21 protein-coding genes are annotated in these 14733 nt (G+C 67.3%); 14 read left to right on the plus strand and 7 right to left on the minus strand.

Going from position 1 to position 14733, the window contains the following annotated elements; genetic code table 11:
* Nucleotides 1–239 (minus strand): transposase (locus FHS94_RS08265; protein WP_184056613.1); only part of this gene is annotated, 239 nt, incomplete at its 3' end.
* 132 nt (nucleotides 240–371) lie between these two features.
* On the opposite strand from FHS94_RS08265, the gene crcB reads away from it, so the two are divergent.
* The 6 genes from crcB to FHS94_RS08295 all read left to right on the plus strand — a co-directional run bounded on the left by crcB (nucleotide 372) and on the right by FHS94_RS08295 (nucleotide 3890).
* Nucleotides 372–752, plus strand: a complete 381-nt coding sequence (gene crcB, locus FHS94_RS08270) for a fluoride efflux transporter CrcB (RefSeq protein ID WP_184056615.1) — start codon at nucleotides 372–374, stop codon at nucleotides 750–752.
* Entirely contained in the window at nucleotides 749–1861 is a 1113-nt protein-coding gene (locus FHS94_RS08275; RefSeq protein ID WP_184056617.1) for an RluA family pseudouridine synthase, read from the plus strand. Before crcB ends, FHS94_RS08275 begins: the two co-directional genes overlap by 4 nt.
* 60 nt (nucleotides 1862–1921) lie before the next feature.
* Complete coding sequence (locus FHS94_RS08280) at nucleotides 1922–2584, plus strand: HAD-IA family hydrolase (protein WP_184056619.1); 663 nt, start codon at nucleotides 1922–1924, stop codon at nucleotides 2582–2584.
* Nucleotides 2581–2793 (plus strand): hypothetical protein, encoded by a 213-nt coding sequence (locus FHS94_RS08285; protein WP_184056621.1) that lies wholly within the window; start codon nucleotides 2581–2583, stop codon nucleotides 2791–2793. The genes FHS94_RS08280 and FHS94_RS08285 overlap by 4 nt, the downstream gene beginning before the upstream one ends.
* Nucleotides 2790–3473, plus strand: a complete 684-nt coding sequence (locus tag FHS94_RS08290) for an ATP12 family chaperone protein (protein ID WP_184056623.1) — start codon at nucleotides 2790–2792, stop codon at nucleotides 3471–3473. The genes FHS94_RS08285 and FHS94_RS08290 overlap by 4 nt, the downstream gene beginning before the upstream one ends.
* A 75-nt stretch (nucleotides 3474–3548) precedes the next feature.
* Nucleotides 3549–3890 (plus strand): hypothetical protein, encoded by a 342-nt coding sequence (locus FHS94_RS08295; protein WP_184056625.1) that lies wholly within the window; start codon nucleotides 3549–3551, stop codon nucleotides 3888–3890.
* A gap of 6 nt (nucleotides 3891–3896) precedes the next feature.
* Here FHS94_RS08295 and gmk read toward each other — a convergent pair whose 3' ends face one another.
* Nucleotides 3897–4577 (minus strand): guanylate kinase, encoded by a 681-nt coding sequence (gene gmk, locus FHS94_RS08300; RefSeq protein ID WP_184056628.1) that lies wholly within the window; start codon nucleotides 4575–4577, stop codon nucleotides 3897–3899.
* 19 nt (nucleotides 4578–4596) lie between these two features.
* Between gmk and FHS94_RS08305 the strand changes: the two genes are divergently transcribed.
* On the plus strand, nucleotides 4597–5178 hold the full coding sequence (locus FHS94_RS08305; RefSeq protein WP_184056631.1) for a DUF2585 domain-containing protein: 582 nt from the start codon (nucleotides 4597–4599) through the stop codon (nucleotides 5176–5178).
* A gap of 23 nt (nucleotides 5179–5201) precedes the next feature.
* Here FHS94_RS08305 and FHS94_RS08310 read toward each other — a convergent pair whose 3' ends face one another.
* The 3 genes from FHS94_RS08310 to fumC form a co-directional block, all read right to left on the minus strand.
* Nucleotides 5202–5399: a hypothetical protein gene (locus FHS94_RS08310; protein WP_184056634.1), complete on the minus strand. Its 198-nt coding sequence runs from the start codon at nucleotides 5397–5399 to the stop codon at nucleotides 5202–5204.
* Complete coding sequence (locus tag FHS94_RS08315; protein ID WP_184056637.1) at nucleotides 5396–5608, minus strand: hypothetical protein; 213 nt, start codon at nucleotides 5606–5608, stop codon at nucleotides 5396–5398. Before FHS94_RS08315 ends, FHS94_RS08310 begins: the two co-directional genes overlap by 4 nt.
* A gap of 86 nt (nucleotides 5609–5694) precedes the next feature.
* Nucleotides 5695–7089, minus strand: a complete 1395-nt coding sequence (gene fumC, locus FHS94_RS08320; RefSeq protein ID WP_184056640.1) for a class II fumarate hydratase — start codon at nucleotides 7087–7089, stop codon at nucleotides 5695–5697.
* A 132-nt stretch (nucleotides 7090–7221) separates the two neighbouring features.
* Here fumC and FHS94_RS08325 point away from each other — a divergent pair, with 132 nt between their 5' ends.
* The 3 genes from FHS94_RS08325 (at nucleotide 7222) to FHS94_RS08335 (ending at nucleotide 10634) form a co-directional block, all read left to right on the plus strand.
* Nucleotides 7222–9291, plus strand: a complete 2070-nt coding sequence (locus tag FHS94_RS08325) for a M13 family metallopeptidase (protein ID WP_246348461.1) — start codon at nucleotides 7222–7224, stop codon at nucleotides 9289–9291.
* 166 nt (nucleotides 9292–9457) lie between these two features.
* Entirely contained in the window at nucleotides 9458–9892 is a 435-nt protein-coding gene (locus tag FHS94_RS08330) for a hypothetical protein (RefSeq protein ID WP_184056647.1), read from the plus strand.
* Nucleotides 9852–10634, plus strand: coding sequence for a TorF family putative porin (locus FHS94_RS08335; RefSeq protein WP_184056650.1), 783 nt, complete (start codon nucleotides 9852–9854; stop codon nucleotides 10632–10634). The genes FHS94_RS08330 and FHS94_RS08335 overlap by 41 nt, the downstream gene beginning before the upstream one ends.
* 15 nt (nucleotides 10635–10649) lie before the next feature.
* Here the strand turns inward: FHS94_RS08335 and FHS94_RS08340 are convergent, their stop codons facing one another.
* Nucleotides 10650–10994 (minus strand): hypothetical protein, encoded by a 345-nt coding sequence (locus FHS94_RS08340; RefSeq protein WP_184056653.1) that lies wholly within the window; start codon nucleotides 10992–10994, stop codon nucleotides 10650–10652.
* A 362-nt stretch (nucleotides 10995–11356) separates the two neighbouring features.
* Nucleotides 11357–11842: an SspB family protein gene (locus FHS94_RS08345; RefSeq protein WP_184056655.1), complete on the minus strand. Its 486-nt coding sequence runs from the start codon at nucleotides 11840–11842 to the stop codon at nucleotides 11357–11359.
* Between the two features lie 75 nt (nucleotides 11843–11917).
* On the opposite strand from FHS94_RS08345, the gene hisB reads away from it, so the two are divergent.
* The 4 genes from hisB to hisF are packed head-to-tail and all read left to right on the plus strand — an operon-like array spanning nucleotide 11918 to nucleotide 14608.
* Nucleotides 11918–12505, plus strand: coding sequence for an imidazoleglycerol-phosphate dehydratase HisB (hisB, locus tag FHS94_RS08350; RefSeq protein WP_184056657.1), 588 nt, complete (start codon nucleotides 11918–11920; stop codon nucleotides 12503–12505).
* Nucleotides 12502–13107, plus strand: a complete 606-nt coding sequence (hisH, locus tag FHS94_RS08355; RefSeq protein ID WP_184056660.1) for an imidazole glycerol phosphate synthase subunit HisH — start codon at nucleotides 12502–12504, stop codon at nucleotides 13105–13107. Before hisB ends, hisH begins: the two co-directional genes overlap by 4 nt.
* An 8-nt stretch (nucleotides 13108–13115) precedes the next feature.
* Entirely contained in the window at nucleotides 13116–13850 is a 735-nt protein-coding gene (hisA, locus tag FHS94_RS08360; protein WP_184056663.1) for a 1-(5-phosphoribosyl)-5-[(5-phosphoribosylamino)methylideneamino]imidazole-4-carboxamide isomerase, read from the plus strand.
* Nucleotides 13847–14608, plus strand: coding sequence for an imidazole glycerol phosphate synthase subunit HisF (gene hisF, locus FHS94_RS08365; RefSeq protein ID WP_184056666.1), 762 nt, complete (start codon nucleotides 13847–13849; stop codon nucleotides 14606–14608). The genes hisA and hisF overlap by 4 nt, the downstream gene beginning before the upstream one ends.
* Nucleotides 14609–14733: the final 125 nt, after the last annotated feature.

Genomic DNA, 14733 nt, shown 5'->3' on the forward strand with positions numbered 1-14733 from the left:
TCGCACAAGCGGCGCTCAGACGTGATGCCGTACAGGCGACCGATCAGCGCCATGCGGATCAGCAGCTCAGGCGCGATCGAAGGCCGCCCCTTGCGACTGTAATGCGGGGCGAGAGCATTGCGCAGCTCGTCTAGATCCATCAGCCGATCTATCCGGCGCAAGATGTGATCGGCAGGAAGCATCGCCTCTATAGCACGCCAGCGCGTGCCCCTGCCGCCTCGCTGCTGCTCGCCCATCATGGCCGCTGCTCCGATCCGTTTCGGCGGGAACCCGTCAGAAGCGTGATCGCCTCACCCGGTCTTTTTCAACAGCCCCGACCCTTTTAACCGCGCCTGTTTCGCCGCAGCCCCGAACGGTCTAGGGCGGGCGCCATGCCAACTTTATTCCTTGTTATGGCCGGCGGCGCGATCGGCGCTGGCGCGCGGCACCTGACCGGCCGCGCGACGCTGTCCCTGTTCGGCGCCGGCCTTCCCTACGGCACACTGACCGTCAACCTTGCCGGCGGCCTCTTGATGGGATTCCTCACGGGCCTTCTCGCACGGTGGGACAGCGCGCAGGGGGAGACGTGGCGGATGTTCCTCGGCGTCGGCATCCTGGGCGGCTTCACCACCTTTTCCTCCTTCTCGCTCGACACGGTGTTGTTGTGGCAGCGGGGTGAGGCGGCTTGGGCGCTTGGCTATGTGATGCTGTCGGTGATCGGATCGATCGCCGCCCTGGCTGCGGGCCTGTTCCTGTCGCGGGTGCCGGCATGACCGCGCCCGATCCCGCGCAGGTGCGCCAGTTCAACATCGGCTATGACGATGACGACATTCGCGTCGATCGCTGGTTCAAGCGGCACCTGCCTGACACCAGCTTCACCCTGGTCGCGAAATGGGCGCGTACCGGCCAGTTGCGACTGGACGGCGCGCGGGTGGGTCCGGGCGACCGGATCAAGGCGGGCCAGGTGTTGCGCGTTCCCCCGGCCGAGCCGCCCGTCCCTGCCGGTGCGCGGCCCGTACGCGAGCGACCGCCGCTAAGCGACGACGAAGCGACGTTCGCGCGCGAGATGGTGATCCACAAGGATGCCGCCGCGCTGGTGCTCAACAAGCCGCCCGGCCTCGCGACCCAGGGCGGTACCAAGACGACGCAGCATGTCGATGGGCTTCTCGACGCGCTCCAGTTCGAGTCCGCCTCCCGGCCCAAGCTGGTCCACCGCCTGGACAAGGACACGTCGGGCGCGTTGCTGGTCGCGCGATCTGCCCGCTCGGCGGCCTTCTTCGCCAAGGCGTTTTCGGGCCGTACCGCGCGCAAGGTGTACTGGGCGCTGGTCGTCGGCGTTCCTTCCATCGACGATGGCACGATTGAGCTGCCCATTGCCAAGCAGCCGGGCACCGGCGGCGAGAAGATGCACGTGGACGAGGCGGAGGGTCAGCCCGCCCGCTCGCGCTATCGCGTGATCGAGCGCGCCGGCAACCGCGCCTGCTGGGTCGAGCTACAGCCGTTCACCGGGCGCACACACCAGTTGCGCGTCCACATGGCCGCGATCGGCCACCCTATCGTCGGCGACGGCAAATATGGCGGCCCCGCTGCCTTCCTGACCGGTGGCATCAGCCGCAAGATGCACCTTCATGCCCGCCGCATCCGGGTCGACCATCCCGATGGCGGCGTGATCGACGTGTCGGCGGAACTGCCCACCCACTTCGCCGAAAGCCTGGCCGGGCTGGGGTTCGAGTTCGCGCTCGGCGACCGGATGCCGATCGACGACTATGTCGCGCCGACCGGGCAGGCGAAGAAGCAGGCCGAGAAAAAGGCTGGTCGCGCCCATGCCAAGGACATGCGCAAGGCACGGCGGGGGGAGCGGCGCGGTCGCGGCACTCGCTGACGCGCGGTGTCCGGTCATGCGGGTTGCGCGAGTGCGGATAGCGGGCCAAGCGCTGCGGCCATGACGATCAAGCTCGCCATGTTCGATTGCGACGGCACGTTGGTGGACAGCCAGGCCAATATCTGCCTGGCGATGGAGGACACCTTCGCCGCCAACGGCCTGACCCCGCCGACCCGCGCCGCCACCCGGCGGATCGTCGGGCTGAGCCTGGTGGAGGCAATGCGCGTGCTTTTGCCCGTCGCGGATGGCGAAGCTCACCACCGCCTGGCCCACGACTATAAGGAGGCGTACCGCGCCCGCCGCGCTGACGGCCGGCTGGACGAAGAGCCGTTGTTCGAGGGGGTGCGCGAGGCGCTGGACGCCTTGCGGGAGGCGGGCTGGCTGCTGGGCGTGGCGACCGGCAAGTCGGACCGGGGGCTGGCCCATGTCCTCGATCACCACGGGCTCACCGACCTGTTCGTGACGTTGCAGACCGCTGACCGTCACCCGTCCAAGCCGGACCCCGCCATGCTGCTTGCCGGCATGAGGGAGGCCGGCGCCGCCGCCGACCGAACAGCCATGATCGGCGACACCAGCTTCGACATGGCGATGGGCCGTGCCGCAGGTGCGCGCGCGGTGGGCGTCGCCTGGGGCTATCACCAACCCGAGGAATTGGCCGGCGCTGGTGCGGATGTCGTCGCGACTCATGCGCGCGAGCTCCTGGCGCTTGTGGCGCGGCCATGAGCGGCGGTGAGGATCAGGCTCGACAGCGCTGGCTGTTGCTGACTCTGGCGCGCATCGTCCCGGCACTGGGCGCGGCGTTCGGGATAGTGCTGATCGGGCGCGCGACCGAATGGCCGCAGAAACTGTTGGGGCTCGGCATCGTCTTGTCCGCGTTGCTGGTGCTCGCCACCCTGCCCCGCGCGCTTGCCCGGCGATGGAAATCGCGATGAAGCGCTTCTGGAAACAGGTCACGCTGGATGCGGATCGCGGCGTGCTGCTCGATGGTCGCCCGGTGCGTACGCCCGGCCGATCGCCGCTACTGCTGGAAACCGATGCCCTGGCGCAGGCGGTCGCGGAGGAGTGGCGCGCTGTCGGCGACACTCTGGACCCGCGCGCGATGCCGCTGACCGGGCTTGCCAATGCTGCGGTGGACCGGATCGCGCCCGACCCGGCCCGCTTTGCCGCCGACCTTGCCCGATATCGCGAGAGCGACCTGCTTTGTTACCGCGCGGACAGCCCCGAACCGCTGGTGGAGCGTCAGGCTGCCGCCTGGGACCCGCCGCTCGACTGGGCACAGCGCCGCTTCGATGTCGGTTTCGAGCGCGTGACGGGCATCATCCACCGCGCCCAGCCACCCGCAACGCTTCGCCGGCTGGGCGAGGCGGTGGCGGCGCTGCCTCCCTTCACGCTGGCGGGGCTGTCCCCGGTCGTGACCCTGACCGGCTCGCTTGTACTGGCGCTGATGCTGGTTGAGCGGGCGACCTCGCCCGAGGCCGCCTGGTCCGCAGCGCATGTCGATGAGGATTGGCAGGCGGAGCTGTGGGGCCAGGATGTGCTCGCGACCCAGGCCCGTGCCGCGCGCCGCGCCGAGTTCGACGCCGCGGTGCGTTTCCTGTCGCTGCTGGGCTGAACTGCACCGTCAGGGCGGCCTTGCTCCCGCCTGATTCGCGCGTCACCGTCAACCTTCGCTGTCGAGAGGTCGCCTATGCCGTCGTCCGTCGTGCTCGTGTCGTTGTTGCAGGCCGCCGCTCCAGCCCCTGGCCCCGCCTCCGCCCCGGCGGCGCATCAACTGCCCCGCATCGTGCTGCCGCTGGTCGGCCCGGCGCCGTGCAACGGCAACGGTGACGAAGTGGTGGTGTGCGGAAGGCGCGATCCGTATCGCTATCGGCTAAAGCCCCTGCCCGACCAGCAGGAAGCGGCCGCGCTGCCCAAGGCGGAGACAACCCTGTTCGGCAACGTCAAGGGATCGGCGACAGTCGACAAGCAACAGATGCCGCAAGGCGCGGTCAGCAACCGCGTCATGCTGCACCTGAAAATGCCCTTCTAGTCGGCCTTAGCGCGTCAGCCGGCGGATAAAGCCGATCAGCCCGGTCTGCCGCGACCGCTTCAGCCGTTCGGCACACAGGATGGTGCGCACGCCTTCGAAGCACGACTCGACGTCGTCGTTGACCAGGACATAGTCATAGCCGTCCCAGTGGCTGACCTCGTTGGCCGCACGTGCCATGCGCGCCTCGATGACCTCGGCCGAATCGGTGGCGCGGCCCGAAAGGCGGCGGCGCAGTTCGTCCATGGATGGCGGGAAGATAAACACGCGCACCACGTCTCCGCCCGCGATCTGAAACAACTGCTGCGCGCCCTGCCAGTCGATGTCGAACAGCACGTCTTTGCCCGCGGCCAGCATGGTCTCGATCTGCGCACGAGGGGTGCCATAACGGTGACCAAAGACGTGCGCCCATTCCAGGAACTCGTCTTCCGCCACCATGCGGCGGAATTCTTCCAGATCGACGAAGTGATAGTCCTTGCCGTCGACTTCGCCCGGGCGGATCGGGCGAGTGGTCACCGATACCGACATGCCAAGCTCAGGCTCGGCGGCCAGCAGTTTGCGGGCGATGGTCGACTTGCCCGCACCAGAGGGCGAAGACAGCACGAACAGCACGCCGCGCCGCCTGAAGCCGTGCGCGTCGCCATGTCCGTCCGGGCCAGGGTGGGAGTCGGTCTGGGCGGCAGGGTCCATGTGGGCTAGTGGCGGCGCGATGGGGTGGGCGTCAAGCCAATGCTGCGCCGCGGCGGCGAAAACCGCGCTGGCGATTTTGGGATTGTTGCTGGCAACAGCGGCGGCGCTGCTCGCGCTTGGTCGCTCGCCTATCTGTCCGTGCGGCACAGTCCGGCTTTGGCACGGCACCGTGCAGTCGGCTGAGAACAGCCAGCAATTGCTGGACTGGTACAGTCTGACCCACCTTGTCCACGGGCTGCTTTTCTACATGGCAGGCGCTTTCCTGTTGCGCCGCTGGCCCGTCCACCGCCGCCTGATCGCGGCCGTCTCGGCAGAGGCCGCGTGGGAAATACTGGAAAACTCCCCGATCATCATAGACCGGTACCGCGCTGTCACGATGGCCTGGGGCTATGCCGGCGACAGCATCGTCAATTCGCTGTCCGACATTGGCTGCATGACCCTGGGCTTCGTGCTCGCCTGGCGGCTGCCCTGGCGGGCGTCGGTGCTGCTCGGGGTCGGGTGCGAGTTGCTGGCCTTGTTGGTGATCCGCGACAATCTGACGCTCAACGTGCTGATGCTGGTCTGGCCCATAGAGGCCGTGCGCGTCTGGCAGGCGGGCTGACCACCTAACCAGACGCAGATGTGTCAGCGGACGCCGGTATCCCTGCGCCGGTCATAAGCCTTCTTAGCGACGTAAGCCCCGCCCAACAGCATGCCGAGCGGACCCATGCGACGCATGGCGCCCATGGCAAGCGCGCCGACCATGGCGCCCTTCACACCGCCGCGTCCATCGCGACAATCGATCTCGCGCCCGACAAGCGCACCCACAATCCTGCCGATCATTGCTCCACCTTTCCGAAAACACGATCCTTGAGTTCGGTCGCGCCGCGCAGAACTGCCCAGCCGACGGCATAGGTGACGACCACCGGCGCGACGACCTTCAGCACATTGGCCGTGATCGCGCCGTAGATGGCGCCGTCCGCGGCACTGTCGTCGCCGCTCATCGAATCGATCGCGCCGCCGATCAGGCCGCCGATAGTGGTTGCACTCACGCACTATACTCCTTTGGAGGACAGACGCGGGAGCAGCGGGCGAGTTCCCAAGGCGTATCCTGGGCTTGTTCTTCGACTAGTCCGCCTCACCTCTCGCCCAGCATGGCCTCGGGTCGCACGACGCGATCGAACGTCGCCTCGTCCACCAGCCCCAGTTCCAGCCCCGCTTCCTTCAGCGTCTGCCCGTTTGCGTGCGCGTGCTTGGCAATCTTGGCGGCATTGTCATAGCCGATTTCGGGCGCGAGCGCAGTGACCAGCATCAGCGACCGCCCGACCAGCGCCGCGATATTGTCGCGCCGCGCCACCGTTCCCTCGACCAGCCGCTCGGCAAAGCTGACCATGCCTACCGACAGCAACTGCACCGACCGCAAGACATTCGCGCCGATCAGCGGCTTGAACACGTTGAGCTCCATATGCCCCTGCATGCCGCCGACGGTGACGGCGACGTTGTTGCCCATCACCTGGGCCGCAACCATGGTCAGCATCTCCGCCTGGGTCGGGTTGACCTTGCCCGGCATGATCGAACTACCGGGCTCGTTGGCGGGCAGTTCCAGCTCACCCAGCCCAGAGCGGGGCCCAGAGCCCAGCAAGCGAATGTCGTTGGCGATCTTGGTCAGTGCCACCGCCAGCACGTTGAGCGTCCCGTGCAGGTCGACCAGCCCGTCGTTCGACGCCAGCGCCTCGAACTTGTTGGGCGCGGTGATGAAGGGCAGCCCGGTCAGGTCCGCAATCTCCTTCGCCACATCCTCGGCAAATCCGCGCGGTGCGTTCAGCCCCGTGCCGACCGCGGTGCCGCCTTGGGCCAGCGGCATGATGTTGTACTTCAGCGTCCCCTCGATCCGGTGGCGCGCGTTGGCGATCTGTTGCGCATAGCCGGAGAACTCCTGCCCCAGCGTCAGCGGCGTCGCGTCCTGAAGGTGGGTGCGGCCGATCTTGACCACATCGTCCCACTCGGTCGCCTTGGCGTGCAGCGCCGCATGGAGCCGGTCGAGCGCCGGATAAAGCTGCTGCGTCACGGCCAGCGCCGCCGCGACGTGCAGCGCGGTTGGAAAGCTGTCGTTGGAGGACTGGCCGCGGTTGACGTCGTCATTGGGGTGAATCGGCGTTTTGCCGCCGCGCGTACCCGACAGCACCTCGTTGGCGCGGCCGGCTATCACCTCATTCACGTTCATGTTCGACTGGGTGCCGCTGCCCGTCTGCCAGATCACCAGCGGGAACTGGTCATCCAGCTTGCCATCCACGATTTCTCCTGCCGCGGCCTCGATCGCGTCCGCCTTTTGTGCGTCAAGGCCATGGCGGCGGTTTACCCGCGCGCAGGCCCGCTTCACGATCGCCAGCGCGTGCACGATGCCGATTGGCATGCGCTCACGCTCACCGAACGGGAAGTTCTCGATCGATCGCTCGGTCTGCGCCCCCCAATAGGCGCTGGCGGGAACCTCGATCGGGCCGATCGAGTCTGTTTCGGTGCGGGTGTCTGTCATGCACCCTCAACGGGGTTGGCCGCCTCCGGTTGCCTGGGTGCGATAGGTCAGCGATCCTGTTGCGTCGCAGCAGCGGCCGTGCCAGCATCCCTCCGGTCCGGGCGTCCTGCCCGCGGTGGAGAGAAATCCTTGTTGACGAAGCATATTCTGCTGGCGGGCGCGCTCGGCCTGGCGGTTTTGGCAGGTCCCGCGATGAGCCGGGGACAGCAGGCGGGTGCGGCGCCCGCCGCGGCATCTGCGGCGGCCAGCAGCTATGGCCCCTGGGGCTTCGACACGAGCGGCATGGACAAGAATGTTCGCCCGGGTGACGATTGGTACAAGTTCGTCAACGGCACCTGGTCCGCGAACACCCAGATTCCTGCCGACCGCTCATCCTGGGGCGCGTTCGGCGTGCTGCGCGACCTGTCGGAGGTGCGGCTGCGACAGCTCGTCTCAGGCTATAGCGCGACCGACACCGCGCATCCCGATCGCATGAAGGCGGCGATCCTATATTCGGGCTATATGGACGAGGCAGCGGCCGAGCGCCTCGACGCCGCCCCGCTGACGCAGCGCCTGGCGCCGATCAAGGCGGTCGCGACCAAGGACGACATGGCGCGCGTGATGGGCCGCTCGATCGGCGGCTTTGGCGCAAGCTTCTTCGGCCCCGGTGTGGCGGACGATGCGAAGCAGCCCGACACTTATTCGCTGTACCTGCGCCAGTCGGGCCTGGGCCTTGGCGACCGCGACCTGTACCTTGACTCGAAGTTCGCGCCCCAGGTCGCGCGCTACCGCCAATATGTCGCGCAGATGCTGGGCATGGCCGGCTGGGCCAATGCACAGGCGATGGCGGACAAGGTCGTCGCGATGGAAACGCAGATCGCGCGGGCCCATTGGACGCGTGCGCAAAGCCGCGATCGCGACAAGACGTACAACCTGATGACGCTTGCCCAGCTCAAGGCGGCAGCGCCGGGCTTCCCCTGGGACCCGTTCTGGCAGGCAGCCGGAGTTGGCCGGGCGGAGCGCGCCATCGTCGCGCAGAACACCGCTTTTCCGTCGATCGCCAAGGTGTTTGCCGACACCGATCTCGACACGCTGAAGGCATGGGAAGCCTTCCGCACCACGGACGAGATCGCACCGCTCCTGTCCAAGCGGTTCGTCGATGCGCAGTTCGACTTCCGCTCCAAATTCCTGAACGGCCAGCCGCAGCAGCGTGATCGGTGGAAACGCGCGATCGGCTTTACCGAGAACGCGATCGGTGAGGGCATTGGACGCGATTATGTCGCGCTGTATTTCCCGCCCGAGTCAAAGGCGAAGATGGACACGCTGGTCGCCAACCTGCGCGTTGCGCTCGCCGGCCGCATCCAGAACCTCGCCTGGATGAGCCCGGAAACAAAGACGCAGGCCCAGGAAAAGCTGAAGGGCTTCACCGTCAAGGTCGGCTACCCCAGCAAGTGGCGGGACTATTCCGCGCTTCAGGTCGTGCCCGGCGACCTGGTCGGCAATGCCGAGCGCGCGGCGCGGTTCGAATGGGATTATGACCGCAACCGCCTGGCCCGCCCGGTGGACAAGGCCGAGTGGGGCATGACGCCGCAGACGGTCAACGCCTATTACAACTCGGTCAAGAACGAGATCGTGTTCCCGGCCGCCATCCTTCAGGCGCCGTTCTTCGACCCGAAGGCGGACGATGCGGTCAATTACGGTGGCATCGGCGGCGTGATCGGGCATGAGATCAGCCACGGCTTCGACGACCAGGGACGCAAGTCCGACGGTCACGGCGTGCTGCGTGACTGGTGGACCGCGACGGACGCCACGAAGTTCGAGGCACAGGCCGTTCGGCTGGGCGACCAGTACGAGGCCTACACCTTTGACGGGCTGCCCGGTGTTCACATCAACGGCCGCGCGTCGATGGGTGAAAATATCGGCGATCTTGGCGGCGTGCTGATCGCGCTCGATGCGTATCACGCGTCCCTCAAGGGCAAAAAGGCGCCGACGATCGGCGGCTATACCGGCGACCAGCGCTTCTTCCTTGGCTGGGGCCAGGTATGGCGCACGCTGTTCCGCAACGAGGCGCTTCGCCAACAGCTGGTCAGCGATCCCCATTCGCCCGGCCAGATCCGGGCGGTGAACCCGCTGCGCAACGTCGATGCCTGGTACGCCGCCTGGAAGATCACGCCCGACCAGAAGCAATACCTCGCCCCTGCGGACCGCGTCCGCATCTGGTAAGCCTGAGTGCCGGGGGCGGCCGCGCGTCGCTCCCGGCCCGGGTCGATTGCAATGCTTCGTTGCATGGGGGCAAGGCAGCGAAACCTGCCGTTCCCTAGCTCCTTTCCTGGCGGACGCGGAGGCCATGCCGGCCGGCATGCAGCCAGTCGCCGCCGAGGAGAGGATCATGACCATATTCCCGTGGGTGGCCCTGGCATCGGGTGCCCTCGCTGCCAGCACCGGGGGCGTGCTGAGCCACCAGACGCGGCTGGACCATCATTCCGGCGCGGCCCACACCGATTACCGGGGCGACATCGTCGTTGAGCATCGCCAGGTCGGCAACCCCGCCCCTGGAGGCCGCCAGTCGACCTTGAGCTGTCGCTGGACTGCCGGGCTGGTCGTCAATCGGCAGGCGCGGCACGCGTCAGGATCGACCCATTCGCGCAGCTTCGAACGCGCTAACGTGATCGAGGGCAGCCGTCCGGGTTGGTGCGACAGCCACCGTTCCGCTATCCGGCAGGAAATTGCTCGCCGACATGGCGAGTTGCGCGACCATCTCGTCGCCACGGCACAAGAGGATCATGCGGTACTTCGTGCAGAACTCGACCGATTGCAGGGCTGACACCCGCCGCCGACGCAGCCTGTTTTTGCCGGCGGCGACGGCGCTGCTGGTGCTCGCCCCCGCCCTTGCTCATGCGCAAGCGAAACCTGCCGTCGAGGTAAGCGTCACAACCGATGAACGCCGCCGTGGCCTTAGCTGGAGCGATGGCGACGCGTCCGCATCAGCGAGCGTGGACCTTCAGCTCACCGGCCTGAACGCCGGTGCACGCGTAACCGCGCTGCGGGGATCGGCCCGCCATGCCGGTGCCGACATGGTGACGGACCTGACGCTCGGCACCGGCTTCGACCAGTCCGGGGTTCGCCTCAACGTCAGCGCGATTGGGCACCTGTTCACCGGTGCCAACGACAGGATGGACTATGGCGAGGTCGCGGCGGACGCCAGCTACACCTTTGGCCCCTTGCAGGTCGAAGCGGGCGCGAACTACGCCCCGAGCCAGAGGTCGATCGGGGGCAGCAACTTCTACCTCTTTGCGGGCGCCAATGCGGGCATCCCGGCCACACCGTTCACCGTGTCCGCTTCCCTCGGCCGTTCGATCGGCAGCGACAACGGGTTGCGCTCCGATCGGCTGGGGCCGGGTGGCGATTATTCCGATTGGAGGATCGGCGTGGATCATGTCACCGGGCCGCTGACGGTCGGGCTGGATTATACGGCGACGAACCTGTCGGACGGCATGGTCGATCCGATCGGGGACCGGCGCAACAGCGGCAAACGGCTGCTCGCCCGGGCACAGTTCAGCTTTTAGCGGCAGGCTGGCGGCTCAGGGCGCCAGCAGATTGCCTCCCCCCAGGTCCTCCTCGTCCACATCCTCGCGCGGGATATAGTTGGTCACCCAATGGGGCTGGCCGTTCGGCGCGAGCTCGATGTCGGGGAAGCCGACCGGGTCATCCCCCGTCTCCACCCATCCCGCGCCCGAGCATCGATCGCAGATCGCGCGCTTGCAGCGAAAACTGACCAGGTCGATCTCGACGTTCCACTCGCCATGGCCGTGACACACTGGGCACATCGCATCGAGCGTGCCGTTCCGGGGCTTCAGCGGAACGATGTCGAACGCGTGGGGAGCGTCAGGGCCATCGGGATAAACTATGTTGCTGGCGTGAGGCATGGTGGCTTCGAAAACGCCCGCGCAGCCGCTTCGCTCCCGCGTGGGGCGAAGGGGTTGCTGGCGAGCACCTTGCCTACCCGCCCTCTCCACGGCGAAGGCCGGCGTTCAGTTGGATAAAGGTGCGATGAGGTCGGAGCGGTATCGCAAGACCTTCCACCTGAGCCCCGGCCTTCGCCGGAGGGCCGCTTGCTCGCAGGGCCTGCGTGCGCGGACGCACAGTGCTTGGCATAGCTGCATCGCCGCCCTCGAGAGCAACGCACGCCAGCTGCGCCGCAGGCAAAGCCCGCGCCGTCAAACGGAGCTATTGCGTCCCACCTACCGCGCTCGCCGGCCAGCCCGGCTGCCCCGCGTTCGCGCTGGCGTTATTTCTTCCGCTTGAAGTCCACGCTGACGACGTTCGATCCATCCTCGACGGGCTGGACAGCGGGACCGTCATTCTCGGCCTCGTCATGCGGCCCGGGGCCGTCGTCCGGCCCTTCCTGCGCCTGAAAGCGCAGTTCGAAATTGACCGCAGGGTCGTGGAAGCCGGTGATCGCCGAATAGGGCACCACCAGCTTGGACGGCACCTGGTTGAAGCTCAGCCCCACCGAAAAGCGCTGATCGTCCACCAGCAGGTCCCAATAGCGGTTCTGCAGGACGATGGTCATTTCGTCCGGGAAGCGCTCCACCAGCCGGCGCGGGATGTCCACGCCGGGTGCCTGGGTCTTGAAGGTAATGTAGAAATGGTGCTCGCCCGGCAGGCCGCCATCCTTGGCAACCGAGCCGAGCACGCGCCCCACTACCGCGCGCAGCGCCTCCTGCACGATCTCGTCGTACGGAATCAGGCTGTCGGGAAGGCCGTCACTCATGTTCCTTGGGGTAGCGCTCTTTATGAAGCGGTCAAGATTGCATGCTTGCTCGCCGCCGCTATTTGCAATCTCGCCATGCGCACCGCTACCATCAACCGCAACACCGCCGAGACGCGGATCGCCGTCACGATCGATCTGGACGGCACCGGCCATTATGACGTGAAGACCGGCGTCGGCTTCTTCGACCACATGCTGGAGCAGTTGTCGCGCCACTCGCTGATCGACCTGCACGTCCGGACGGAGGGCGACCTCCACATCGACCAGCATCATACGGTGGAGGATACCGGCATCGCGATCGGCGAAGCGGTGGCCAAGGCGCTTGGCGACAAGCGCGGCATCCGCCGCTACGGTGACGCCCTGTCGCCGATGGACGAGACGCTGACCCGAGTCGCGCTCGACATTTCGGGCCGACCCTGGCTGGTCTGGGGCGTCGAGTTCTCGCAAAAGCGGTTGGGCGAGATGGATACCGAGCTGTTCAAGCACTGGTTCCATTCGTTCGCGCAGGCCGCCGGGATCACACTCCACATCGACCTGCTCCACGGCGAGAACAACCACCACATCGCCGAAAGCGCCTTCAAGGGCCTGGCCCGCGCGCTGCGTACTGCGGTTGAGATCGACGAGCGCAAGGCGGACGCGATACCGTCCACCAAGGGGATCCTGTGACCCTTGTCCTGATCGACATCCATTCGGGCAACCTTCACTCGGTCGAGAATGCGCTGCGGGCAGCAGGGGCCCGCGACATCACCGTTACCGCCGATCCCGAGGTCGTCCGGAATGCCGATCGCGTCGTTCTGCCGGGCGTTGGGGCGTTCGGTGCCTGCGCCGCGAACTTGCGCGCCGTCGATGGCCTGGAGCAAGCGCTGGTTGAGGCCGCCTTTGCCCGCGCCCGCCCGTTCCTTGGCGTATGCGTCGGGATGCAGTTGATGGCGGATACGGGCGAGGAGCTCGGCACCCATGCCGGCCTTGGCTGGATCCGTGGCCGCGTGGAGCACCTGAACCCGGCCGATGCGAACGCCAAGGTGCCGCATATGGGCTGGAACGACGTGGTGCCCCTTGCCGGCCACCCGCTGCTGGTACCGGGCGAAGCCTATTTCCTCCACAGCTTCGCATTCCGGGGCGAGGATGTGCTCGCCACCACGGAGCATGGCGGGCGGGTGACTGCCGCGATCGGCCGCGACAACCTTGCCGGCGTGCAATTCCACCCCGAGAAAAGCCAGGGCTACGGAATCGCGCTGCTCAGCCGCTTCCTCGACTGGCGGCCCTAGGAGTTTTCATGAGCCTGATCGTTTTTCCCGCCATCGACCTAAAGGGTGGCAAGGTCGTTCGCCTGGCCGAAGGCGACATGGACCGTGCCACCATCTATGGCGACGACCCCGCGGCCCAGGCGGCGGACTTCGCCGCGGCGGGCGCCGGTCACCTCCATGTCGTTGACCTTGACGGCGCGTTCGCCGGCACCAGCATCAATGGCGACGCGGTCGCCGCGATCCTGCAACGCTTTCCCGGTCACGTGCAGCTAGGCGGCGGTATCCGCACCCGCGAGTCGGTCGAGCGGTGGTTCGCCCTGGGCGTCAGCCGCGTGGTGATCGGCACTGCTGCGCTGGAGGACCCCGACTTCGTCCGGGGCGCCGCACGCGACTTTCCTGGTGGCATCGTCGTCGCGGTGGACGCCAAGGATGGCCTGGTCGCGACCCGCGGCTGGGCGGATGTGTCGGACGTTACCGTTACCGAGCTTGCCCGCCGGTTCGAGGATGCGGGCGTCGCCAGCCTGTTGTTCACCGATGTCGGCCGCGACGGGCTGCTGAAGGGCTGCAATGTCGAGGCAACAGTGGACCTCGCCCGCGCGGTATCCATTCCCGTCATCGCCAGCGGCGGCGTGAAGGGAATCGCCGACATCCACATGCTTGCCGTCCACGCCCGCGACGGGATCGAGGGGGTCATCACCGGCCGCGCGCTGTATGACGGGCGCCTCGACCTCGCGTCCGCGCTCAGCGTTGCGGCCGCCGCATGAGCGTTCGCGCGCGCGTCATCCCGTGTCTCGACGTCGCGAACGGCCGTGTGGTGAAGGGCGTCAACTTCGTCGACCTGATCGACGCGGGCGATCCGGTGGAGCAGGCCCGCGCCTATGATGCCGCCGGCGCGGACGAGCTCTGCTTTCTCGACATCACCGCGTCGAGCGAGGAACGCGGCACCCTGCTCGACATCGTCCGGCGCACGGCGGGCGTGTGTTTCATGCCACTGACCGTCGGTGGCGGCGTGCGCTCGGCCGACGACGCGCGCGCGTTGCTGCTGGCGGGAGCGGACAAGGTCGCGGTGAACTCCGCCGCCGTGTCGCGCCCCGAGGTGGTGACGGAGATCGCCGAACGCTTCGGCAGCCAGTGCTGCGTCGCCTCAATCGATGCGCGCCGTTCGGGCGAGGGCTGGGAAGTGTTCACCCATGGTGGTCGCCGGGCGACCGGCATCGACGCGGTCGCGCATGCGCTGCGCCTTGCGGAACTCGGCGCGGGCGAGCTGCTCGTCACCTCCATGGACAAGGACGGCACGCGCTCGGGCTATGACCTCGACCTGATCCGCGCCATTGCCAGCCGGACGGGCGTGCCCGTGGTCGCGAGCGGTGGCGTCGGCGGCTTGCCGGACCTGGTCGCCGGGATCGTGGAGGGCGGCGCCTCCGCCGTGCTCGCCGCGTCGATCTTCCACTTTGGCGAAGCAAGCATCGCCGATGCCCACGCCGCGCTGGCGGCGGCGGGCGTCCCGGTCAGGACACACTAGCTCCCGCCCCTGCGACTACCCACATCGAGCGTCCACTGGATTGACAGGCGCGCATCGCCATGGCTGATTGTCGCCATGGGGACCGCGATTGCCCCACGAGGCGTCAGCCGAAGAATCGCGTCCAG

Source organism: Sphingomonas aerophila, from assembly GCF_014199305.1.
GTDB classification, from domain to species: domain Bacteria; phylum Pseudomonadota; class Alphaproteobacteria; order Sphingomonadales; family Sphingomonadaceae; genus Sphingomonas; species Sphingomonas aerophila.